Genomic DNA, 23713 nt, shown 5'->3' on the forward strand with positions numbered 1-23713 from the left:
AGCTGTGTCCGGGAATCATCTTCCCAACCCCATACCCCCAAGGGTACGGCTGCACGCTTCCTTGGCCCAGATCCCGCCCTCGGAGCGTGGGGGTTCCAGGGAGCATGCACGAGGGCGCGCCCGTAACGCAATGGTTGCTGCGCTGTACAGGCGGTTTGCACAGGATTCACGCGCCCGTTGCTGCGCCCCGGCCCGGCCCGTGCCCACCGAACGGCCCCCGGCGCAGTGACCGACCGGTCGAACGCGCGTTGACCCCTGTGAGCCACGCCGCAGGGAGACGCCCCAGGGAGCACACGATGACCGGACACCGACCGCCGCCCTCCGAGGACTCCACCACCGACCTGGTCCGCTGGGCGGTCTTCAGCTGCGTCCTGGTCCCGGTGGTCCTCGTCCTGTACGGCACCTCGCTCGCCGGCGCCACGGGGACCGCGCTCGGCCTCGCCGCCGTCACGGCCGTCTGCCGTATCCTCCTGCGCCAGTCGGAGCGCGGCGCGGCCCGCCTGGCCCAGGAGGCGCGGGCGCCCCATCGCGGACACCGTCACAGGAGCGGCGGCGGGCCCCGTCGAGGCGGTCGTCACACCGGCGGAAGCACACCGGTCGGCTGACCGGTTTTCATACACCGGGACGACTCTTTTCAGCCAACTTCCACGTTCCGCGTGTCCTTGGGTCCGACTACCCCCCAACCCGCGTTCCACCTGCACGGATAGGGTCTCCGGAGCCCCGCGCACCCTACGTGGATTAGCCACTGCGACAAGGCGCACTTCCCTGCACGGCCCACGAGTGCAACGCTTCGTGATCGAATGCTTTACGCCAAGTTGCCAAGTCGACAATGTGCCGGATGACGAACTGGTCACGCCGACACCACGGGACACAGTAGATTCGATCTTGACGTCTTACGGCGGGGGACTCGTGCAGGACCGAGGGGAAACGTGCTGGAGCGACATGCCCGACAAGTTAGGGGCGCCGCGACCACCGAGGGGGGCTTAGCAGTATGAGCCACGACTCCACTGCCGCGCCGGAAGCCGCGGCCCGGAAGCTTTCCGGGCGACGCCGCAAGGAGATCGTCGCGGTGCTGCTGTTCAGCGGCGGCCCCATTTTCGAGAGTTCCATACCACTGTCGGTGTTCGGGATCGACCGCCAGGACGCCGGCGTACCCCGATACCGTCTGCTGGTGTGCGGCGGCGAAGAAGGCCCACTGCGGACCACAGGGGGCCTGGAACTCACCACGCCACATGGCCTGGAAGCGATCTCACGCGCGGGCACGGTCGTCGTGCCGGCCTGGCGCTCGATCACTTCACCGCCGCCTGAGGACTCGCTCGACGCACTGCGCCGGGCACACGAAGAGGGCGCCCGCATCGTCGGGCTGTGCACCGGCGCATTCGTGCTGGCCGCGGCGGGCCTGCTGGACGGCCGCCCCGCGACGACACACTGGATGTACGCGCCGACACTGGCCAAGCGCTATCCGTCGGTGCACGTCGATCCACGAGAACTCTTCGTGGACGACGGCGACGTGCTGACCTCGGCGGGCACCGCGGCCGGAATCGACCTGTGTCTCCACATCGTGCGGACGGACCACGGCAACGAGGCGGCCGGTGCGCTGGCCCGCCGTCTGGTGGTCCCGCCGCGCCGCTCGGGCGGCCAGGAGCGCTACCTCGACAGGTCTTTACCAGAGGAGATCGGCGCCGACCCGCTCGCCGAGGTCGTCGCCTGGGCGCTGGAGCACCTCCACGAACAGTTCGACGTGGAGACGCTGGCGGCGCGGGCGTACATGAGCCGTCGTACGTTCGACCGCCGGTTCCGCTCGCTGACGGGTTCGGCCCCTCTCCAGTGGCTGATCACCCAGCGGGTGCTGCAGGCGCAGCGGCTGCTGGAGACGTCGGACTACTCGGTGGACGAGGTCGCGGGCCGCTGCGGCTTCCGCTCGCCGGTGGCGCTGCGCGGGCACTTCCGGCGGCAGCTGGGTTCGTCCCCGGCGGCCTACCGGGCCGCGTACCGGGCGCGCCGTCCGCAGAGCGACAAGCCGGTGGACAGCGACGGTTCGCTGGGGGGCCCGACGGGTCCCGCGCCCAGCGCGCCCGTGCAGATGCACCCGGAGGGCGGTCCGGTACCCCTGCAGACCCGGCGCACCCCCGCTCCCGTGGGCCCGCCGTCGGAGAACGGCCGCGAGCTGTACGTCAGCGGCCGGGCGAGCGTGCCGGGGCAGCGCAGCGGAGCGTGACGTCCTGACGCCGGGCGGGCCACAGAGCCCGCCCGGCGTTTCGGGTCCCGGACGACCGAGGCGAGCCGTGTGCCCGACGCCGACGCGGGGCACCTAAAAGCGGACGTCAGCCGTAGGGTGTTCGCATGAACGATCGCATGGTGTGGATCGACTGCGAGATGACCGGCCTCTCGCTGTCCGACGACGCTCTCATCGAGGTTGCCGCCCTCGTCACCGACTCCGAGCTGAACGTGCTCGGCGACGGTGTGGACATCGTCATCCGCCCGCCGGACCAGGCGCTGGAGACGATGCCGGAGGTGGTGCGTCAGATGCACACCGCGTCCGGACTGCTCACGGAGCTGTCCGGCGGCACGACGCTCGCCGACGCCGAGGAGCAGGTCCTCTCCTACGTCCGCGAGCACGTCAAGGAACCCGGCAAGGCGCCCCTGTGCGGCAACTCCGTCGGCACGGACCGCGGCTTCCTCCTCCGTGACATGGCCGCCCTGGAGAACTACCTGCACTACCGGATCGTGGACGTCAGCTCCGTCAAGGAGCTCGCCCGGCGCTGGTACCCGCGGGCCTACTTCAACAGCCCGGACAAGAACGGCAACCACCGCGCCCTCGCCGACATCCGCGAGTCCATCGCCGAACTCCGCTACTACCGCGAGGCGATCTTCGTCCCGCAGCCCGGCCCCGACTCCGACACGGCGAAGACGATCGCCGCCAAGCACGTCCTTCCTGGGCGGTAAAAGCCGGGAGCGAGCACCCCTTCAGACCCTGTACACTTTTTCTCGGCCGGTCGGAGAGATCCGAGCAGCCGAACATGGTGGGTGTAGCTCAGTTGGTAGAGCACCTGGTTGTGGTCCAGGTGGCCGCGGGTTCAAGTCCCGTCACTCACCCTCAGTACCTGAGCCGGTGACCTTGGAAACAAGGTCACCGGCTCAGGTCGTTTCCGGGACCGGGCATGTTGCTCCCCTTCGTCAACTCCCGCAAACCGCGGTGGAGTCGGACACGGTCGCGGGATGTGGGACGCTCGCAGGAAGGGCCGTGCCCGGTCGAGCAGCCGGGCTGCGGTCTCCGCCGTCAGGACGACGCCCGCTCCACCAGTTCCGTGGCCAGTACCACCTGCCTGCGCTCCAGCCCCCGGGAGACCGCCGGGCGGCGGTCGGCGATCTCGGTGAGGAGGAGGTCGATCATGCGGCGGCCCATTTCCTCGATGGGCTGGCGGACGCTGGTCATGGGCGGGTCCATGTGGCGCGCTATGGCCGAGTCGTCGTAGCCGATCAGGGCCACGTCGGAGGGGATGGCGCGGCCCTCCTCGCGCAGGACCTGGCGGGCGCCCGCCGCCATGACGTCGGAACCGGCGAAGACCGCGTCCAGGTCGGGGCGGCGGGCCAGCAGCGTCGTCATGGCGCGGCGGCCGCCCTCCTCGGTGAAGTCACCGGGCTCGATCAGCCGCTCGTCCACCTCGTGGCCCGCGTCGAGCAGCGCGTCGCGGTAGCCGTCGACGCGGCGCTGGGCACCGTACACGTCTAGGCGGCCCGTGATGTGGGCGATGGCCCGACGGCCGCCGGCCAGCAGATGCTCCACGGCCGAGCGGCCGCCGCCGTAGTTGTCGGAGTCGACCGAGGGGAGCGTCTCCCCGGCCGAGCGGGGACCGCTGATCACCGCCGGGATCTCCAGCTGGGCCAGCAGGTCGGGGAGCGGGTCGTCGGCGTGGACGGAGACCAGCAGGACGCCGTCGACCCGGTGCGCGGCCAGATACTGGGCCAGCCGGCGGCGTTCGCGGTCGCTACCCGCGAAGATCAGCAGGAGCTGCATCTCGGTGTCCGAGATCTCGGCGCCGACGCCCTTGAGCATGTCCGAGAAGTACGGCTCCGCGAAGAACCGTGTCTCCGGCTCGGGCACCACCAGCGCGATCGCGTCCGTGCGGTTGGCCGCCAGGGCGCGGGCGGCCGTGTTCGGGACGTACCCGAGTTCCGCCACCGCCGCCTCGACCGCCGCGCGGGTCGCGTCGCTGACCCGGGGCGAGCCGTTGATCACCCGGGAGACGGTCCCCCGGCCGACGCCGGCGCGCGCGGCGACCTCTTCGAGGGTGGGCCGGCCACCGCTGCGGCTCCGCGCTCCGTGGCTTGCCATTGGGCTCCGCCTTCCGCCGTTGTCTACACGCTGGCCTGGAATTTAACAGTCCCGCCTGTTCCGTCGGCCGTCGCGGTGGCCGTCGCCACGCACACCCGCTCCGGCCTGGACGGCCTCACCTCCGTCGCCGGGACGGGTTGAGCGCGGTCCGAGTCGGTCCAGTTAACAGGCTGATAACTGAAGGCATCTCCCCTCGCCGACTCCCTTGACACCCTCGCTCCAACCCGCGACCCTTCAACACATCACCGGTGGGAGCGCTCCCACGGTACCTGAGACATAAACATCCCGCACGTTCCCCGCCCGAGCCGCAGCTAGAACTAACGGGCCCAACAACGCAGTTGGCCGGGGGGTCGGCACGTCAGGGCAACAGGAGGACGCAATGCGAGCACGTACCCGAACCGCCCGCAAAACGGTGGTCCTCGCCGCCGTAGCCGCGCTGGGCGCGGGGCTGCTGGCCGGCTGTGCCGACGACGGAAAGGACGGAGACGGTTCCGGTTCGTCGGACAGCAGCGGCAAGGGCAAGACCACGATCACGGTGGGGCTGTTCGGCACCATGGGCTTCCAGGAAGCCGGCCTCTACACCGAGTACGAGAAGCTCCACCCGAACATAAAGATCAGCCAGAACGTCATCGAGCGGAACGAGAACTACTACCCGCCGCTCGTGAACCACCTCACCACCAACAGCGGTCTGATGGACGTCCAGGCCGTCGAGGTCGCCAACATCGCCGAGGTCACCGCCACGCAGGCGGACAAGCTCACGGACATGTCCAAGGTCGCGGGCGTGGACAAGAGCAACTGGCTGGACTGGAAGTGGCAGCAGGCCACGACGAAGGACGGTCAGACGATCGGCCTGGGCACGGACGTCGGTCCGATGGCGATCTGCTACCGCAAGGACCTCTTCCAGCAGGCCGGTCTGCCCACGGAGCCCGACAAGGTCGCCGCACTGTGGGCGGGCGACTGGTCCAAGCTCGTCGACGTCGGCAAGCAGTACAAGGCGAAGGCGCCCAAGGGCACCTACTTCATGGACTCCCCCGGTGGTCTGCTCAACGCGATCCTGAGCAGCGAGAAGGAGAAGTTCTACGACGCCTCCGGCAAGGTCATCTACAAGACCAACCCCGCCATCCGTGCCGGGTTCAACCTGACCGCCAAGGCCGCCCAGGAGGGTCTGGTCCAGCCTCAGACGCAGTTCCAGCCGGCATGGAACACCACGATCGCCAAGAGCAAGTTCGCCGCGATCGCCTGCCCGCCGTGGATGCTCGGCACGATCAAGGGCAACGCGCAGCCGGACTCGAAGGGCAAGTGGGCCGTGGCCACCTCGCCCAAGAGCGGTAACTGGGGCGGCACCTTCCTGACCGTGCCGAAGAGCGGCAAGCACGTGAAGGAGGCCCAGGAGTTCATCACCTGGCTGACCGCGCCGAAGCAGCAGGCGACGCTGTTCAAGGTGCAGGCGAGCTTCCCGAGCGCCCCGGCCGCCTACACCATGCCCGAAGTCACCGGCGCCACCAACGAGATGACCGGTTCGGACAAGATCGGCCCGGTCTTCGCCGAGGCGGCCAAGTCGGCCCCGGTGCAGGTCATCGGCCCGAAGGACCAGATCGTCATGCAGGGTCTGTCGGACAACGGCGTCATCCTGGTGACGAAGGGCAAGTCGCCTGAGGAGGCCTGGAACACGGCGGTCAAGACCATCGACAACAACCTGGACCAGTGACCCGTATGGCCACCCGTAACGACACCGCCGCGCCCCCCACCAAGGAGGGGGGCGCGGCCCCGGGCCGCCCGCCGGCCGACGCGGTATCGCCCGAGGCGGCCAGGAAGCGCGCCCGGCTGTCCCGCCGCTGGCAGCGGGACATGCGCTGGAGCCCGTACGCGTTCGTCTCGCCGTTCTTCCTGCTGTTCCTCGCGTTCGGGCTGTTCCCGCTGATCTACACCGGCTGGGCCTCGCTGCACCAGGTGGAGCTGACCGCACCGACCGACATGAGCTGGGTGGGGCTGCGCAACTACACCCGGATCTTCGACGACGAGTTCTTCTGGAACGCGGCGAAGAACACTCTCACCATCGGCATCATCTCCACCGTTCCGCAGCTGCTGATGGCCATGGGCATCGCCCACATCCTCAACTACAAACTGCGCGCGTCGACCTTCTACCGGGTCGTGATGCTCGCGCCGTACGCGACCTCGATCGCCGCCGCCTCGCTGGTGTTCGTGCTGCTCTTCGGCCGCGACTACGGCATGATCAACTGGGCGCTGCACTTCGTCGGCATCGACGCGATCGACTGGCAGGGCGACAAGTGGCCCTCGCAGATCGCCGTCTCGACGATCATCGTCTGGCGCTGGACCGGCTACAACGCGCTGATCTACCTCGCGGCGATGCAGGCGATTCCGCAGGACCTGTACGAGTCGGCGGCCCTGGACGGGGCGAGCCGCTGGCGGCAGTTCCTGCATGTGACGCTGCCGTCGCTGCGTCCGACGATCCTGTTCACGGCCGTGGTGTCGACGATCGGGGCGAGCCAGGTGTTCGGCGAGCCGCTGCTGTTCGACGTCAACAAGGGCTCCTCCGGAGGCGCGGAACACCAGTTCCAGACGCTCGGTCTGTACCTGTACGAGCAGGGCTGGGTCAACCAGCACCTGGGCCGTGCCTCGGCGATCGCCTGGACGATGTTCCTGATCCTCATCGTGATCGGCATCGTCAACTACGTCATCTCGCGCCGGCTGCGCGCCAGCAGTTAGGAGAACCGGCCGTGACGACTACCTTGACCAAACCTCCGGCCGACGCGGCGCCCGAGCCGCCGAAGCGCTCACGCGGCCCGAAGGCCGCACGCGCGGGCGGGCAGCTGCACGCCGGCCCCGTCGCCTACCTCATCCTCATCGTCTTCAGCATCGTCTCGCTGTTCCCGCTGGTGTGGACGGCGATCGCCGCCTCGCGCGACAACAACCGGCTGGCCGAGTCGCCGCCGCCGTTCTGGTTCGGCGGGAACCTCTTCAAGAACCTCGACCTCGCCTGGAACGACGCCAACCTGGGTGAGGCGTTCTTCAACACCACGTTCGTGGCCGGGGTTTCGGCGATCACTGTCGTCATCCTGTCGACGATCGCCGGGTTCGCCTTCGCCAAACTGCGGTTCCGGGGCCGGGGCGCCCTGATGCTGCTCGTCATCGGCACGATGATGGTGCCGCCGCAGCTGAGCGTGATCCCGCTGTACATGATGGTCGCCAAGCTCGACTGGACCGACCAGCTCCAGGCGGTGATCTTCCCGTCGCTCGTGAGCGCGTTCGGTGTGTTCTTCATGCGGCAGTACCTGATCCAGGCACTGCCGGACGAGATCATCGAGGCGGCCCGGGTGGACGGCGCGAGCAGCTGGCGGGTCGTGTGGCACGTGGTGTTCCCGGCCGCGCGCCCCGCGATGGCCGTGCTGGGCATGCTCGTGTTCGTGCAGACCTGGAACGACTTCCTGTGGCCCTTCCTGGTCCTGACCCAGACCGGCAACCCGACCGTGCAGGTCGCGGTCGCGGGCCTCGGCCGCGGCTACACCCCCGACCAGTCCCTGATCATGGCGGGCGCGCTGCTCGGCACGCTGCCGCTGCTGATCGTCTTCGCGATCTTCGGCAAGCAGATCGTGGGTGGCATCATGCAGGGTGCCGTGAAGGGCTGACCTCGGCTTCCCGGGGGCCGGGCCACCGCTGCTCCGGCCCCCTTCCACTCTCCCCTCCCCCTCTACCAAGAGGTCCTGCGACCTCAAATGGGAGCGCTTCCATGCCTGAGTCCGCAACGCCGGCGACCCCGGTGACCTTTCCCGCTGCCTTCCTCTGGGGCGCCGCGACCTCCGCGTACCAGATCGAGGGGGCGGTGCGGGAGGACGGCCGTACGCCCTCCATCTGGGACACCTTCAGCCACACTCCGGGCAAGACCTCGGGCGGTGAGCACGGTGACATCGCTGTCGACCACTACCACCGCTACCGCGACGACGTGGCGCTCATGGCTGACCTGGGCCTGACGGCGTACCGCTTCTCGGTCTCCTGGTCCCGGGTGCAGCCGACCGGCCGCGGGCCCGCCATCCAGCGTGGCCTGGACTTCTACCGCCGGCTGGTGGACGAACTGCTCGCGCACGGCATCAAGCCCGCCGTCACGCTCTACCACTGGGACCTGCCCCAGGAGCTGGAGGACGCGGGCGGCTGGCCGGAGCGCGACACCGCGTACCGCTTCGCCGAGTACGCGCAGATCGTCGGGGAAGCCCTCGGCGACCGGGTGGAGCAGTGGATCACCCTCAACGAGCCCTGGTGCAGCGCCTTCCTGGGCTACGGCTCCGGGGTGCACGCGCCGGGCCGCACGGACCCGGCGGCCTCGCTGAAGGCCGCACACACCCTCAACCTGGCACACGGGCTCGGCACTTCGGCACTGCGGGCGTCCATGCCGGCCCGCAACTCGGTGGCGCTCAGCCTCAACTCGTCGGTGGTGCGCCCCTTCTCGCAGGACGCGGCGGACCTGGCGGCGGCACAGAAGATCGACGACCTGGCCAACGGCGTGTTCCACGGGCCGATCCTGCACGGGGCGTACCCGCAGACGCTGATCACGGCGACGGAGCTGGTCACGGACTGGTCGTTCGTCGAGGACGGCGATCTCGCCCTGATCAACCAGCCGTTGGACGCGCTGGGCCTCAACTACTACACGCCCACGCTGGTTTCGGCGGCCGACACGGACACCAGCGGCCCGCGCGCCGACGGCCACGGCGCGAGCTCGCACTCCCCGTGGCCGGGCGCGGACGACGTCACCTTCCACCAGACGCCGGGCGAGCGCACGGAGATGGGCTGGACGATCGACCCGACCGGTCTGCACGACCTGATCATGCGGTACACGCGTGAGGCGCCCGGTCTGCCGCTGTACGTCACGGAGAACGGCGCGGCCTACGACGACAAGCCCGACCCCGACGGCCGCGTCCACGACCCGGAGCGCATCGCGTATCTGCACGGCCACCTCGCCGCCGTCCGCCGCGCGATCGCCGACGGCGCGGACGTACGCGGCTACTACCTGTGGTCCCTGCTGGACAACTTCGAGTGGGCGTACGGCTACGAGAAGCGTTTCGGCGCGGTCTACGTGGACTACACGACGCTGGAACGGACACCCAAGTCGAGCGCCCTCTGGTACGGCCGGGCGGCCCGCTCGGGCACGCTCCCGGAGGTCGAGAGCATCCAGTAGCCACCACGAACACGGGGGACGGGGGACGGGGCGCGGCAGCCGAGGGGGGTGCCGCGCCCCGCCGTGTCCCACGGTGGTGTCAGCGTGCTTCCCGTACGACCACGACATCGCCCGGCGCCACGGTCACCAGGCCGCCTTCGATACTCCTCGCCGTCAGCAACTCGGTGGCCCGCTCGGCTACTTGCACCGACGCGTCGCCCTCACCGTGGTTGATCAGGAAGAGATAGTCAGCGTCCTCGCCCCGGCGCAGCACCGCCTCCACACCCTCCGGCGTCTCCCGGACGGGCTCCACGCCCGCCTCGGTGCGGATGCGGTCGAGGAGGCCCGCGAGCGTGCCGGGATCGGGGTGGGTGGCCAGGTACCAGGCCGTGCCGTCGCCGTACGTGTGCCGGGTGACCGCCGGGACTCCGGTCAACGGCCCCGAGCCGTACGACGTCACCGCCTCGGCGCCCGCCAGCCGGACCCGCTCCGACCACAGCGACGCCGTACCACCGCCGTCGAGAGAGAGCGTCTCGCCGGGCAGCAGCGGGAACACCTCGTCCGTGCTGACGCCGAGCGTCTCGCGGAAGGCGCCCGGGTAACCGCCCAGGCGGATGTGGCAGTTGGCGTCGACGGCTCCGCTGTGGAAGCCGACGGCGAGGGTGCCGCCGCCCGCCGCGAAGCCGGTGAGGTTGGCCGCCGACGCGTCGTCCACCAGGTACAGGGCGGGGGCCAGGACCAGGCGGTACTGCGACAGGTCCGCCGACGGATGGACGAAGTCCACGGCCACGCCGGACCGCCACAGCGGCTCGTACCACGACCGTACGACGTCCAGGTAGCGGACCGACTCGCTTGGTTGTGAGGGGAGTTCCAGGGCCCAGCGGGCGTTCCAGTCCCAGGCGACGGCGACCGACGCCGGGCTCGAACTGCCCCGCACCTCCGCCAGCGCCTTCAGGTCCGCGCCCAACGCCACCACGTCACGCCAGATCTGGCTGTCCGTGCCCGCGTGCGGCAGCATCGCCGAGTGCCACTGTTCGGCACCGGCCTTCGCGGCCCGCCACTGGAAGTAGGCGATGCCGTCGGCGCCACGGGCGACGTGTGCGAGCGCGTTGCGGCGCAACTCCCCTGCCGTCTTGGCCCTGTTGACCGGCTGCCAGTTCACCGCGCCCGTCGAGTGCTCCATCAGCAGCCACGGGCCGCCGGCCAGCGAGCGCACGATGTCGCCGCTGAGCGCGATGTCGATCTCCGACTCGGGGTCGGTGGAGCGCAGGTAGTGGTCGTTGGAGACGAAGTCCAACTCCGGTGCCCAGCGCCAGTAGTCGAGGGCGTCGAAGTTATACATCACCATGAAGTTGGTGGTGGCCGGCACCGAGGGGGCCGCTTCCCGCAGCACCTCGCGCTCCGCCTTGTACAGCGACAGCAGTTCGTCCGAGCAGAAGCGGCGCCAGTCCAGCTGGTGGGTGGGGTTCGGGACGGCACCCGTGGCGCGGGGCGGGATGATCTCGTCCCAGTCGTAGTACCACTGGCTCCAGAAGGTCGTGCCCCAGGCGTCGTTGAGGGCCGCCAGGTCGCCGTAGCGGGAGCGCAGCCAGCGCCGGAAGGACGCGGCGCTCACATCGCAGTGGCACTCCGCGTTGTGGCAGCCGTACTCGTTGTGGATGTGCCACATCACGACCGCCGGGTGGTCCGCGTACCGGGCGGCCACCGCGCCCGTGATCCGCAGAGCCGCCTCGCGGTACGCCGGGCTCGACGGGCAGAACGTCTGGCGGCTGCCGTACGACAGCCTCCTGCCGTCCTTGTCGACCGGCAGCGCCTCCGGGTGCTTGCGGAAGAACCAGGCCGGCGGGGCGGCCGTCGGGGTCGCGAGGTCGGCGGCGATGCCGTTCTCGTGGAGCAGGCCGAGGATCTTGTCGAGGCGCGTGAAGTCGTACTCGCCCTCACGCGGTTCGAGGAGCGCCCACGCGAAGATGTTGACGCTGACCATGTTCACGCCCGCCTCGCGCATGAGGCGTACGTCCTCGGCCCAGACCTCCTCGGGCCACTGCTCGGGGTTGTAGTCGCCGCCGTAGGCGATGCCCTCGGGGATCATCGGTCAACTCCTCCGAGAAGGCGGCGCGTCGTCTCCACGCCCCACAGGTCCAGGGACAGCAGGCGGTCACTGGAGGCCATCAGGCCGCCGGTGGCCTCCACGTGGGCGGCCCAGCGCTCGCGTGTCTCGACGGCCGGGCGGGCCATCAGGCAGTCCGGGTCGTTGACCCAGAAGCTGCCGTGCTGCCACTGGCGGCCGACGCCGGTGAACTCGGCCGGGTCCTGGCCGGGTTGGCTGTAGTCGTCGGCCTCGGAGCGGCGGTGCGGGGCCGTGTCGGGGCTGACCCGCATCGCGTCGAACAGTCCGACGGACGGCAGGAGGGGCGCGCCGCAGCCGAGCAGATAGGCGTCCTCGCCGATCGCCGCACGGATCAGTTCGATGCCCGCGCGGTAGGCCTGGAGCGCGTCCTCGGAACCGTGCCGTACGCCTTCCAGGGCGCCCGCGTAGAGGAAGTCGACCTTGAAGTAGTCGTAGCCCTCCGCGCGCAGGGTCCGGAAGACCTCGGTCAGGTAGGCGGCCGCCTCCGGGTGGGTGGTGTCCAGGACGCTCAGGTCGTGGCCCCAGTTGCGGCCTGCGTGCAGGAAGCCGCCGTCGAGGTCCTTGACCAGCCAGTCGGGGTGTTCGGCGGCCAGGTCGCTGGCCGGGTCGACCAGGAAGGGGGCTGTCCAGATTCCGGCGCGGCGGCCGCGGGCGCGGATCGCGTCGGCGATGCCCGCGCGGGAGCGGAAGCGGCCGGAGAGCGTGAGCCAGTCACCGAGGGCCTTCTGGTAGCCGTCGTCGATCTGGACCACGTCGATCGGCAGGTCGAGGGTGTCCATCGCGCGGAGGTTCTCGTGGATGTCGTCCTCGGTGACGGCGGTGAAGTACTCGTACCAGGAGCACCAGACGGTGGGCGCCGGGCGCGGGGCCGTGACCCCGAGACCGGCGGCCCACTCGGCCAGCGTCGCCTGGATGTCCGTACCCGTGAACTCCTTCACGGGGCCGTCGGCGCTCACCTCGGCGGTGTCGCCCTCGACGACCAGGCGGATCGACGGGACCTCACGCGTGGGTTCCGCCGCCGCCCACAGCCGCACCGGGGAGCCGTCGCCCGGGTCGAGCGCCAGCAGCCCCTCGCCCTGGAAGGCGCCTTCGGGGACGGTGACGCCCGGCCGGTAACAGACCGTCGCCCAGTTGTCGTTCGTCGGGCGGTACGGCTTGTCGCCGAGGGCGTAGGCGCCACTGGGACTCCAGGACTGCCAGCCCTCCTCGTGGACGCGCGCCTCGCGCGCGTCCAGGGGCACGGAGGCGACCGGGGTGAAGGGGTGGGGCACGGTGGTTCTCTTTCAAGTGAAGGGCGGTCAGCCCTTGTTGGCGCCGAGGGTGAGTCCGCTGACGAACTGGCGCTGGAGTACGAAGTAGACGATCAGGGTGGGGATCGCGGTGAGGAGGGCGCCTGCGGCGACCAGGTTGGGGTCGGTGAAGTACTGGCCGGAGAGGTTGTTCAGGGCCGAGGTGATCGGCATGTTCTCGCCGGTGGAGATGAGGACGATGGCCCAGAAGAAGTCGTTGTAGATCCAGATGGACAGCAGGGTGCCCAGGGCGGCCATCGCGGGCTTGCACAGTGGCAGGACGATCTGCCAGTACATCCGCCATACCGAGGCGCCGTCGACCAGGGCGGCCTCGGTGAGTTCGTGCGGCAGCATCCGCATGTAGTTGCTGAGGACGAAGGCGCAGAACCCGGACTGGAAGGCGACGTGGATGAGGACCAGGCCGAGTGCGGAGTCGTAGAGCTTGCCGCTCATGGTGATGCCGGGCAGGTCGATGAGCAGGTACAGCCGGTACAGGGGGGTGATGATGACCTGCTGGGGGAGCAGGTTGCCTGCGGTGAAGACCAGCAGCAGTGCGATGTTGAGGCGGAAGTCGAAGCGGGCGACGTAGAAGGCGACCATCGACGACAGCAGCAGGGTGATCAGCACGGCGGGGACCGCGATGATCAGTGTGTTGCCGAAGTAGTGGAGCATGTCCGACTGCGTGAAGGCGTTCTTGAAGTTGTCGAAGTTGAGGGTGTCGGGCCAGGACACGTATCCCTTGTCGCTGGTCTCGGCGTAGGGGCGCAGGGCGGCGAAGGCCGCCCACAGCAGCGGGGCCAGCCAGGCCAGCGAGGTGCCGGCCAGGAAGACGTGCAGCAGGATCCGGGCGGGGCGCAGCGGGGCGCGTGGCTTGCCCGGTCCCACGGGGGGCGGGGCGGTGGTGGTGAGGGTGCTCATGCGCTGCGCTCCTTCCGGAAGGTCGCGATCAGGTAGGGGATGATCACGACGAGGGAGATCACCAGGAGGACCACGGCGATGGCGGAGCCGTATCCGATGCGGCTGGACTCGCCGATGATGTTGTTGGTGATCAGGATGGAGAGCAGCTCGGTGCCCTGGGCGCCCTTGTTGAAGACGAACACCAGGTCGAAGGCGCGCAGGGCCTCGATGATGGTGACGACCAGGACGACGGTGTTGGTGGGGCGCAGGGTGGGGAAGATGACGTTCTTGAACGTCTGCCACTCGTTGGCGCCGTCCAGTGAGGACGCCTCGCGCAGGGAGGGGTCCACGCCCTTGAGGCCGGCCAGGTAGAGGATCATCATGTAGCCGGTGTGGCGCCAGGACGCGGCGATCAGGACGGCCCACAGGTTCAGGTGGGGGTCGCCGATCCAGTCGATGTAGTGGCCGGGTTTGTTGGCGCCGATGAGGCTGTTGATGAGGCCGGTGTCGGGGTTGTAGACCAGCTGCCACACGAAGCCGGTGACGGCCAGGGAGACCACGACGGGCAGGAAGAACGCGGTCTGGTAGACCCGGGAGAAGCGGATGTTCTTGTCGAGCTGGACGGCCAGGAACAGCCCGAACGGGGTCGGGATGCAGATGAGCACCACGAACCAGATGACGTTGTGCTGCAGGGCGGGCCAGAACTGCGGGTTGTCGGTGAACAACTGCTGGAAGTTGTCCAGGCCGACCCATTTGATGGAGTCGAAGCCGATGCCGTCCCAGCTGGTGAAGGCCAGAGCGATCGAGGCGAGGGCGGTGACCCAGACAAGGGCCACGTGCAGGACCGTGGGCACGCCGGCCATGAAGCCGAGCGTGATCCGGTCACGACGGGTCAGCAGGCGCTTGTGGCCTCGCGGAACCTTCTTGACAGGCGCGGGCCCCGAAGGCGGCACGGCGGCCGCCTCCGGGGTCTTCGTGGGGGTCTCGGAGCTCATGAGGATGCGAAGATCGTCTTCTTCTGGCGTTCGATCGAGGACAGCAGGCTGTCGACGCCCTTGGGGTTCTGCAGGAACTTCTGCAGCGCGGGCTGCATCACCGTCGAGGTGAAGTCCGGGCGCGAGTCACGGTCCATGAACTGGGTGAGGCTCTTGGCGCCGGTGATCATCTCGTACGCCTTCTTCTGCAGGGCGGTGTACGAGGAGGTGTCGGCCTTGTTGGAGGCGGCCACCACGCTGGTGTCGGACTTGAGGTAGATCTGCTCGGCCGCCGGAGTGCCCAGGTACTCCAGGAGCTTGGTGGCGCCCGCCTTGTTCTTCGGCGCCTTGCTGAGCATGAAGCCGTCGGCCGGCGCCTCGACGGTGTCCTGGCCGTACGCGGAGTTGATCTCCGGGAAGGCGAAGAAGTCGAGGTCGTCCAGGTCGGCCTTGTTGGTGAACTGCTGCGCCACGAAGGTGCCCAGCACGTACATGCCGGCCTTCTTCGCCACCAGGGTCTGGGCGGCGTCCTGCCAGGTGCGGCCCATGAAGCCGTCCTGGTGGTAGGGCAGGATCTCGGCCCAGTGATCGAAGACGTTCTTGACCTTGGCGTCGGTCCAGGAGGCCTTGCCCGCCATCAGCTCGACGTGGAAGTCGTAGCCGTTGGTGCGGAAGTTGAGCTGGTCGAAGGTGCCCATCGCCGGCCAGGCGTCCTTGTCACCGAACGCGATCGGGACCAGGCCGTCCTTCTTCATCTGCTTGCACAGGGCGAGGAAGGCGTCCCAGGTGGTGGGAACCTCGTAGCCGTGCGCCGCGAAGACGCTCTTGCGGTAGAAGATCGCCCACGGGTACGTGACCAGCGGCACGAAGTAGTACTTGCCGTCCGCGCCCTTGCTGAGCTTCTTCATGGCGTCGGGGAAGTTGCCCCCGATCTTGTCCCACACGTCGTCGATCGGGGAGGCCAGCTTCTTCGCCGCGAAGAACTGCATGCGGTAGCCGGCGAACCAGTTGAACACGTCGTCCGGCGTGCCCTGGAGGTAGGAGTTGATCTGCTCCTGGAAGGTGTTGTGGTCCTTGGTGTTGACCTTGACCGTGACACCCGACTGCTTCGTGAACGCCGTGTAGATCTCCCCGTAGGCCTTCTTCGGCACGGCGTCGGACTGGTTCGAGCCCAGAGTGACGGTCTTGGGGTCCGAGGAGCTGCCGCTGCCGCCGCAGGCGCTCAGGAGGGGGATGCCGGCGCCGAGCAGGGCGGCACCGCCCACGCCTTTGAGCACACCACGGCGGCTGGGCGCGGGGAAGGAGGACGAGAGATCTTGCATGGACGGCTCCTGAAGGCAGGGGTCCGGTCATGGAGGGTTTCGAAGACCGGTCTTAATCGACCAGAAATCAACTTGACCGAACACGGTGGCGCTATGACAGCCGTATGTCCGGTCATGCGTCAATAGCTACTGGCCCGATTTGTCGAAACGTGACCGACATACCTGCCTCCCGGTGACACAGGAGCTTCACAACGACAGGGTCAGTTGTACGCCCCGAAAGCCTTCGAGAAGGCGGACTCGCCCTGAACGATCGAACTGCAGGTCGCATCGGCAGAGGGCTTCGCACCACCGGGGCACTGCTTGTCCCTGGTCGCCGACCACATCGACAGCCACCCGAGACCCTTCGCCTTGGCGAAGGAGACCAGCTGAGCCGCGTCGTCGACCTTGAAGATCTCGGACGCCACGTCGTTGACACCGATCATGGGGGTGACGGCGACCGCCTTCCACGCCGCACTGTCGGACAGCCCGAGGACACTCTTGAGCTGTGCCTGGGTGGCGGTGGCGGCCTGCTCGGCATAGCCGCCCATGTCTCCGCTGTACGAGGCCCCGTAGTCCATCGCCATGATGTTGACGGTGTCGATGCGCACGCCGTTGCTCTTTGCGTTGGAGAGCAGGCTCACCCCGTCCTGGGTCAGGCCCTCCGGCATGACGGGCAGAGTGAAGGAAACGTCGAGGTTCGGATGCTCCCGCTGGAGCCTGGCGATCGCCTGGGCGCGCCGGGTGTTCGCGGCCGTGTTCGGCAGCGCGCCGCCCTCCACGTCGAAGTCGACCTTGGTGAGGCCGTACGCGTCCACGGCCTTGCCGTACGCCGCCGCCAGCGCGTCCGCCGAGGAGCAGGTCGTGGCCAGCTCGGAGCCGGAGGCGCCGCCGAAGGAGACCCGGACGTCACCGCCCTTCGCCCGCAGCACACCGATCTGTCCGGCGACGGCGTCACTCGCGAGGTCGCTCACCCCGCCCCACTTGGGCGTGCAGCCGCCGCCGTCGGTGACGAAGGCGAGGTTGTAGTCCTTCACGCCGGTGGCCGCGGCGCTCGCGAGGAGGTCGAAGGCGGGATAGAGGGAGGTGTCGACGTAGGGGGCGAAGCCGGCGGTGGCGCCGGTGCCTTTCGTGGGGGTGGCGGTGGGCGTGGCCGTAGGAGTAGGTGTCGTGCTCCGAGTGGGCGTGGCCGTCGGGGTCGCGGGCCCGGTCGGGCGGCCGCTCGGCTCCGGGGTCGCGGTGCCGTCGGCGGAGCACCGCGCGCCATCGACGAGACAGCCGGTCGGGTCCGCCGTGCCGCCTACGACGAAGCCGACGGTGACCGACTCGCCGGGTGCCAGCCCGTCGATGTCCCACTTCGCCGACGTCACGGTGACGTGCTGTCCGGCGACGGCCGACTCGGCGTTCCACAGCGAACTCAGCCGCGCGCCCGTCGGCAGGTCGAACTCCAGTTTCCAGGCCTTGTCCGCCGCCGTGCTGTTGTTGGTCACGACGTACTGCGCGGTGTACCCCGTCGACCAGTCGCTGGTCTTCGTGTAGGCGGCGCCGATCCCGGCCGCCTGGGCGGTGCCGCTCAGCAGGACCGCGCCGGTCCCCACCACGGCGGCTGCGACCACCCCGCCGATCACCTTGTTCGTGCCGTTCACTCTGCGCCGATGAATGCTCATGGCGTGGCACGCTAGCGATCCGGAATCGGGCAAATGACCTGATCAGGGCGGACGTTGAGGATCTTAGGGTGCGCTTAAGGAAGGGATCGGGACCGGTTAAAGGTCGAGACCAATTTGCCCGTTCGGCGCCTGCGCACCCGGTGTCCCCGGCGCTCCGGTGCCCGCCCCTCCAGCTGGATCCAGATCCGCACCTCGGTGCCGCCCAGGACCGACGACCCGATCCGCACGTCCCCGCCGGTCGACTCGGCGAGCCTGCGCACGATGTCGAGTCCGAGCCCGGTCGACCCGGCGCTCCCCGAGCCCCGCCCGCGTGCCATCGCGGCCTCGGGGTCGCGGATCCCGGAGCCCGCGTCGGAGACGAGCACGATCACCGCGTCCTCGCCGTTGTGCACGTCGACCGCGAAGGCGGTGCCCTCCGTGGTGTGCCGGAAGACGTTGCCGAGCAGGGCGTCCAGCGCGGCAGCGAGGTCGGCCCGGGCCACGGGTATGCGCACCGGCCGCTCGGTGCCGGCGACCCGCCACTTGCGGCCCTCGTCCTCGGCGAGCGCCGACCAGAACCCCATCCGCTCCCGGACCACCTCGGCCGCGTCGCACCCGGCGCCCGGCCCGGCGGCCGCGGTCTGCGGCTTGGCCTCCCGGGCGGTACGGATGATGGTGTCGACCTCGCGCTCCAACTGCGCGACCGCGGCCCGGGTCTGCTCGGCGGCGGGACCGTCCCCGAGCGAGGCCGCGTTGAGCCGCAGCACGGTCAGCGGGGTGCGCAGCCGGTGGGACAGGTCGGCGGCCAGCTCCCTCTCGTTCGCGAGCAGTTGGACGACCTGGTCGGCCATGGAGTTGAACGCGACCGCCGCGAGCCGCAGTTCGGTCGGTCCCTCTTCCGGAACCCTCGCTCCCAGCTTCCCCTCCCCCAGCTCGTGGGCGCCCTCGACGAGTTTCTGCGCGGGCTGCACCATCCGCACGCCGAGCCGGTCGGCGACCGCGACCGAGCCGACGACGAGGGCGATACCGACGCCCGCGAGGACCGCCCAGGCGGTCGCGACACCGTTGCTCACCTCGGACTCGGGGACGTAGACCTCGACGACGGCTATCGCACCCGAGCTGAGCGCGACCGGCTGCAGCAGGGTGGAGCCCCCGGGCACCTCGGTGGTGGAGGCGCGGCCCAGCTTCCGCACGGTCGCGATGTCCTCGGCGGCGGCCCGCTGCCGTCCGATGTCGATGCCCTGGTGACCGACCGTGCGACCGCCCGTCCGATCACCTTTCTGATCGCCGTCGGCCGGTATGTGGACGGCCATCCCGGAGTCCGCGCCCGCGGAGGCGACGACCCGCTCCAACTGGTCGCGGTCGGTGGTGATGGACAGGGCCGGGGCGACCGCGGCGGCCTCCCGCTCGGCGTTGGAGAACGCGCGGTCCCGGGCCATCTCCCTGACGACCAGGCCGAGCGGGATCGCGAAGGCGACCACGACCATGGTGGTGACCGCCAGGCAGACCTTGACGAGGGCCCATCTCACAACGGCAGTCCCCCGCCCGGCGGTTCCAGCTTCACGCCGACGCCCCGCAGGGTGTGCAGATAGCGGGGCTGTGCGGCGGTCTCCCCCAGCTTCCGCCGCAGCCACGACAGATGGACGTCGATCGTCTGGTCGTCGCCGTAGGACTGCTGCCAGACCTCGGCGAGGAGTTCCTTGCGGGGGACGACCACGCCGGGGCGGGAGGCCAGGAAGGCGAGCAGGTCGAACTCACGGCGGGTGAGGTCGAGGCGGGCGCCGTCCAGCTCGGCCTGGCGGCGCAGCGGGTCGACGCTCAGACCGCCGACGCGCAGCACGGCCTCCGGTGAGGCGTCACCGCCGGCGGCCCGGGACCGTCGTAGGACGGCGGCCATGCGGGCCGCGAGGTGCTCGACCGAGAAGGGCTTGGTGAGGTAGTCGTCCGCCCCCGCGTTCAGCAGGCGGACGATCTCCGTCTCGTCGTCCCGGGCGGTCGCGATGATCACCGGGACGTCGGTGATCCCGCGCAGCATCTTCAGGGCCTCGGACCCGTCGAGGTCGGGCAGACCGAGGTCCAGGATCACCACGTCGAAACGGAAGTGGGCGACCTCGCGCAGGGCCTCCAGCGCCGTCCCGACACTGCGCACTGTGTGTGCCGCGTCGGTCAGGTGCCGGATGAGCGCCGAGCGGACGAACTGGTCGTCCTCGACCACGAGCACACTTGCCATGCGCCGCACCGTACGCCATGCGGGGGACACGGATCCGGGCCTGTGGATAACTCGGTCCGTGTGCGGACTGTGAGGCGCGTGAGGCACTATGACGGGCGATGCGCAGAGGACTCGTACACGTACTGGCCTGGCTGCTCGCCACGGGCGCGGCGGTCACGCTGTCGTGGTGGGGCGTCCACACGGTCATGGCGGGCACGGCCTACGACCCGCCGCGTGCCCTGCCCATCACCGCGGCCGACGCGACCACACAGCAGTCAAAACCGCTGGCGTCGCCGACCCCGACGAAGCGGGTGGCCCCGTCGAGGAGTCCGTCACCGACGCCGAGCGCCACGCCCACCCGGCCGAGCCCCGCCACGAGTCCTTCTGCCACCGCGTCCGGCCAGGTCAGGAGCTACGACACGGACGGCGGCCGCGCGGTCTTCGACCTCGGTGAGACGTCGGCGACGCTGGTGTCCGCGACGCCCGGCGCGGGTTGGTCGATGCAGGTGTGGAAGACGGAGTCGTGGATCCGGGTGGAGTTCACCTCGGGCACGGACCGGGTGTCGGTGTTCTGCACATGGCACGACGGACCGCCGAGGGTGGAGATCGGAACCTACTGAGTCGGCCCACCGCGTCGGCTCATCGCGTCAGGTCACCGGAACACCGAGGGCGGCGGCGCCGGTGAGGCGACCGCTGCCGCGTCCGTCACGGGTACGGCGCCTCCGGTGAAGTCGAGGAGTCCCCGGCCGTGTTCGACGCGGCCCGGGTACGGGTCGGACGCGGCGCGGCGGGTCAGTTCCGCGATCGGCAGGGGGATGTCGGCGGCGACCAGGACGGCGTTGCCGAAGCGTTTGCCGCGCAGGACGGTCGGGTCGGCCACGAGGGCGAGTTCGGGGAAACGGGCGGCGGCGGTGGCGATCTGGCCGCGCAGATGGGCCAGCGGCGGCCCGTCGGCGAGGTTGGCGGCGTAGTGCCCGCCCGGCCGCAGCGCCCTTCGGACCTCGTCGAGGAACTCGGTGGAGGTGAGGTGCGCGGGGGTGCGGGCGCCGCTGAACACATCGGCGATCACGATGTCGGCCCAGCCGTCGGCCACCTTGGCGAGGCCTTCCCGGGCGTCCACGGCCCGCACCCGTATCCGCGCTGTCGGTTCCAACGGGAGTTTCTGCCGCACCAGTTGCACGAGTGCGGCGTCCCGCTCGACGACCTGCTGGGTGGAGCGGGGGCGGGTGGCGGCGACATACCGGGCGAGCGTGAGGGCTCCGCCGCCGAGGTGCACGGCGTGCACGGGCTTGCCGGGGGGCGCGACGAGGTCGATGACGTGGCCGAGCCGGCGCTGGTACTCGAAGGAGAGGTGGGCCGGGTCGTCCAGGTCCACGTGCGACTGCGGTGCTCCGTCGATGAGCAGCGTCCACGCGTGCGTGCGCTCCCGGTCGGGGATGAGCTCGGCGAGGCCGCCGTCCACTGGCTCCACGACGGCTTCGGCGGTGGCGTTGCCACGCCGGGAACTCCTGGACTTACCCATGACGCCATTATCGGCGGCGGGGGGTGGTCGCGCGTCCGCGGGCCCGGTGGGGGCCGGCCGCGCCCCTGAGTGGGCGCGGTCACCGGCAGTTGTCGGCGGCCTCGATCAGTCTCGCCGCCTCCCCCAGTGCCGCTCGCAGCACCGCGGGGTCCGTCGCAAGGTCGGTGTCCCCCGGCGGCAGCAACCAGTCCGACCCCTCGACGGGCGGTTCCGGCTCCGGGGTCAGCCGCAGCCCGCGCCCGTTGGTCTCCGTACACGTGCTCCCGGGAACGTCCCATGCCGCCGCCGTCCCCGGTGGCACCAGGAACCCCAGCGTCTTGCCGCCGTCGTCGTGCAGCACCGGGCCCACCGACTCGCTCACCCCCCGCCGCAGGATGTCGACGGCCTCCAGGCCGTGTCGCGTCGGCACCGTGACCACGTCACAGGACACCTGTGCACAAGGATCGACGCTCGGGCTGATCTCCATCGCGGCCTCCACCAAGGAACCCTCGTCCGACTCCGAGTAGTTCAACGCGCGCTCGCGTCAAGGGCTACGGCGGAAGTCCGCCGCAAAGGATGGCAGTTCATGGCAGATCCCGGATGAGATATCCGGTTTGTAGCCAAACCCCGCGTGGCGGCCCGGACACAGCCGGTACGTTCTTGCCCGCCGGAAACAGGTCGTCACACTGACAAACCAGTCAACTCGCCCCACCTCCGGCACGGTTCGACGGTTCGCACGAGAGGGCCCGGCCATGGCGTCGTCAATGGTGACCCCGTCCCAGTCCCCCATGCCACCGAGGCCGAACCTCGCGCTCCGGCGCCTGCGCGGTCAGCGCTCGCCGGCCGAGTTCGCCGCGGCGGTACGGCGGTCCGCGCGCGAGATCGGCGAGCGGGTCAGCTGCGACGCACGCTACGTGGGTCGCGTCGAGGCGGGCGAGATCCGCTGCCCCAACTACGCGTACGAACGGGTGTTCCTGCACATGTTCCCCGGCCGCACGCTCGCCGATCTGGGCTTCGCGCCCCGCGCATCCGTACGCGGGCGCCGGACGCGCACGACCGCGGATGAGACGCAGGGGACCCACGATCCGTATGACACGCAGGACACGCACGACCCCGACGAGACGTACGACGACTACGAGGAGAGCGACGTGCTGCGTCGCGCATTCATGACCGGCGGGGGCGCCACGGTGGCCGCCGCCTCGCTGGGCCCCTTCGGGCTCGCCACCGACGCCGCGGCCGCCACGCCCGCCGCCACCGGTGCCGGACGGCCGTTGCGCCGCGCCGGGGCAAGCCAGGCGGGCGCCCTGGAAGAGGCCGTACGCAGAATCCGGCTGCTCGACGACCGGCACGGCGCGGACGGCCTGTACCGGCGCGCGGCTGCTCCGCTGCGCGCCGCCTACGCACTGCTGGACGCGGGCGCGACCCGGCAGACGACCGTCGACCGGCTGCACGCGGGTGCCGGTGAACTCGCCATCTCTGTGGGCTGGCTGGCGCATGACTCGGGCCGGTTCGACGACGCCCGCTCGCACTACGCGGAGGCGCTCGCGACGGCCCGGGTGACCGATGACGACGCCCTGGAGGCGCACGCCTTCTGCAACACGGCCTTCCTCGCGCGCGACGCGGGCCGCCCGCGTGAGGCGGTGCGGTCCGCGCAGGCCGCGCAACGGGTGGCGCGGCCACTGGGTTCGGCCCGTCTGATGTCGCTGCTCGCCCTGCGCGAGGCGGGCGGCTGGGCAGGGCTCGCCGACCGCACCGGATGCGAGCAGGCCCTCGTCCGCGCCCAGGTCCTCTTCGAGCGGGGCACCTGCGACGCGGACCCCGAGTGGATGAGCTTCTACGGCGAGGCGGAGCTGGAGGGTCTGGAGGCGCAGTGCTGGTCCGCCCTGGGCGACTGGCGCCGGGCCGCCCGGCACGCACACCGGGCGGCGGAGCTCCAGGACCCGCACTTCACCCGCAACATCGCGCTGTACACGGCCGAACTGGCCGACGACCTGGCCCGCGGCGGTCACCCCGACGAGGCCTCGGCGGCGGGCCTGCGGGTGCTGGAGCTGCTGGGCGAGGTCCAGTCGTCCCGCATCCAGACGATGCTGGCCGGGACGGCGAGGGTGCTGCTGCCGCACCGGAGGGCGTCGGGGGTGTCGGCGTTCCTGGAACGCCATGCGTCGACGCCGAGAACGGCGTGACGGGCAGTCGTTCGGCCGCGGCCCGGTGGGGCTGCGCCCCTGAGTGGGTACAGCCGGGCAGACCATGACCCCACCGCCCCAGGGG

Annotated in this window: 20 protein-coding genes and 1 tRNA gene; 10 read left to right on the forward strand and 11 right to left on the reverse strand. The window is 70.1% G+C overall.

The features are described 5' to 3' along the window. Positions 1-296 precede the first annotated feature (296 nt). The 4 genes from OHT57_RS19270 (at position 297) to OHT57_RS19285 (ending at position 3096) form a co-directional block, all read left to right on the forward strand. Complete coding sequence (locus OHT57_RS19270) at positions 297-605, forward strand: hypothetical protein (RefSeq protein WP_328747686.1); 309 nt, start codon at positions 297-299, stop codon at positions 603-605. A 386-nt stretch (positions 606-991) separates the two neighbouring features. Beyond that, positions 992-2218, forward strand: coding sequence for a GlxA family transcriptional regulator (locus OHT57_RS19275; protein WP_328747687.1), 1227 nt, complete (start codon positions 992-994; stop codon positions 2216-2218). Positions 2219-2343: 125 nt separating this feature from the next. After that, the gene (orn, locus tag OHT57_RS19280) at positions 2344-2946 is read left to right on the forward strand and encodes an oligoribonuclease (RefSeq protein WP_328747688.1); all 603 of its coding nucleotides are present in this window, start codon (positions 2344-2346) and stop codon (positions 2944-2946) included. A 77-nt stretch (positions 2947-3023) separates the two neighbouring features. Further along, positions 3024-3096, forward strand: a tRNA-His gene (locus tag OHT57_RS19285). A gap of 184 nt (positions 3097-3280) precedes the next feature. Here OHT57_RS19285 and OHT57_RS19290 read toward each other — a convergent pair. After that, on the reverse strand, positions 3281-4336 hold the full coding sequence (locus OHT57_RS19290) for a LacI family DNA-binding transcriptional regulator (RefSeq protein WP_328747690.1): 1056 nt from the start codon (positions 4334-4336) through the stop codon (positions 3281-3283). 379 nt (positions 4337-4715) lie between these two features. On the opposite strand from OHT57_RS19290, the gene OHT57_RS19295 reads away from it, so the two are divergent. The 4 genes from OHT57_RS19295 to OHT57_RS19310 all read left to right on the forward strand — a co-directional run bounded on the left by OHT57_RS19295 (position 4716) and on the right by OHT57_RS19310 (position 9524). Next, on the forward strand, positions 4716-6044 hold the full coding sequence (locus OHT57_RS19295) for an ABC transporter substrate-binding protein (RefSeq protein WP_328747692.1): 1329 nt from the start codon (positions 4716-4718) through the stop codon (positions 6042-6044). A 5-nt stretch (positions 6045-6049) separates the two neighbouring features. Next, the gene (locus OHT57_RS19300) at positions 6050-7063 is read left to right on the forward strand and encodes a carbohydrate ABC transporter permease (protein WP_328747694.1); all 1014 of its coding nucleotides are present in this window, start codon (positions 6050-6052) and stop codon (positions 7061-7063) included. Positions 7064-7074: 11 nt separating this feature from the next. Further along, complete coding sequence (locus tag OHT57_RS19305; protein ID WP_328747695.1) at positions 7075-7983, forward strand: carbohydrate ABC transporter permease; 909 nt, start codon at positions 7075-7077, stop codon at positions 7981-7983. Positions 7984-8084: 101 nt separating this feature from the next. Beyond that, on the forward strand, positions 8085-9524 hold the full coding sequence (locus OHT57_RS19310; RefSeq protein WP_328747696.1) for a GH1 family beta-glucosidase: 1440 nt from the start codon (positions 8085-8087) through the stop codon (positions 9522-9524). Between the two features lie 79 nt (positions 9525-9603). On the opposite strand, the gene OHT57_RS19315 is transcribed toward OHT57_RS19310, so the two are convergent. The 8 genes from OHT57_RS19315 to OHT57_RS19350 form a co-directional block, all read right to left on the reverse strand. Continuing rightward, a complete protein-coding gene (locus OHT57_RS19315; RefSeq protein ID WP_328747697.1) occupies positions 9604-11592 on the reverse strand; it encodes a beta-galactosidase in 1989 nt (662 codons plus the stop codon). Beyond that, positions 11589-12902, reverse strand: coding sequence for a glycoside hydrolase family 36 protein (locus tag OHT57_RS19320; RefSeq protein WP_328747698.1), 1314 nt, complete (start codon positions 12900-12902; stop codon positions 11589-11591). Before OHT57_RS19320 ends, OHT57_RS19315 begins: the two co-directional genes overlap by 4 nt. Positions 12903-12929: 27 nt before the next feature. Then, positions 12930-13838: a carbohydrate ABC transporter permease gene (locus tag OHT57_RS19325; RefSeq protein ID WP_328747699.1), complete on the reverse strand. Its 909-nt coding sequence runs from the start codon at positions 13836-13838 to the stop codon at positions 12930-12932. Next, positions 13835-14812, reverse strand: coding sequence for a carbohydrate ABC transporter permease (locus OHT57_RS19330; RefSeq protein WP_328747700.1), 978 nt, complete (start codon positions 14810-14812; stop codon positions 13835-13837). The genes OHT57_RS19325 and OHT57_RS19330 overlap by 4 nt, the downstream gene beginning before the upstream one ends. Beyond that, positions 14809-16113 carry an ABC transporter substrate-binding protein gene (locus OHT57_RS19335; protein WP_328747701.1) on the reverse strand — a complete coding sequence of 435 codons (1305 nt, stop codon included), beginning with the start codon at positions 16111-16113 and terminating at the stop codon, positions 14809-14811. The genes OHT57_RS19330 and OHT57_RS19335 overlap by 4 nt, the downstream gene beginning before the upstream one ends. Before the next feature lie 200 nt (positions 16114-16313). Beyond that, a complete protein-coding gene (locus tag OHT57_RS19340) occupies positions 16314-17756 on the reverse strand; it encodes a glycoside hydrolase family 18 protein (RefSeq protein WP_328747702.1) in 1443 nt (480 codons plus the stop codon). Between the two features lie 74 nt (positions 17757-17830). After that, a complete protein-coding gene (locus tag OHT57_RS19345) occupies positions 17831-19264 on the reverse strand; it encodes a sensor histidine kinase (RefSeq protein WP_328747703.1) in 1434 nt (477 codons plus the stop codon). Beyond that, entirely contained in the window at positions 19261-19965 is a 705-nt protein-coding gene (locus OHT57_RS19350) for a response regulator transcription factor (protein ID WP_328747704.1), read from the reverse strand. Before OHT57_RS19350 ends, OHT57_RS19345 begins: the two co-directional genes overlap by 4 nt. A 98-nt stretch (positions 19966-20063) precedes the next feature. Here OHT57_RS19350 and OHT57_RS19355 point away from each other — a divergent pair, with 98 nt between their 5' ends. Then, positions 20064-20564 (forward strand): hypothetical protein, encoded by a 501-nt coding sequence (locus OHT57_RS19355; protein ID WP_328747705.1) that lies wholly within the window; start codon positions 20064-20066, stop codon positions 20562-20564. 32 nt (positions 20565-20596) lie between these two features. On the opposite strand, the gene OHT57_RS19360 is transcribed toward OHT57_RS19355, so the two are convergent. After that, entirely contained in the window at positions 20597-21466 is an 870-nt protein-coding gene (locus OHT57_RS19360) for a spermidine synthase (RefSeq protein WP_328747706.1), read from the reverse strand. 79 nt (positions 21467-21545) lie between these two features. Beyond that, entirely contained in the window at positions 21546-21896 is a 351-nt protein-coding gene (locus OHT57_RS19365; protein ID WP_328753247.1) for a hypothetical protein, read from the reverse strand. Between the two features lie 301 nt (positions 21897-22197). On the opposite strand from OHT57_RS19365, the gene OHT57_RS19370 reads away from it, so the two are divergent. Then, positions 22198-23628: a tetratricopeptide repeat protein gene (locus OHT57_RS19370; protein ID WP_328747707.1), complete on the forward strand. Its 1431-nt coding sequence runs from the start codon at positions 22198-22200 to the stop codon at positions 23626-23628. Positions 23629-23713: the final 85 nt, after the last annotated feature.

Source organism: Streptomyces sp. NBC_00285, assembly GCF_036174265.1.
Classification (GTDB): domain Bacteria; phylum Actinomycetota; class Actinomycetes; order Streptomycetales; family Streptomycetaceae; genus Streptomyces.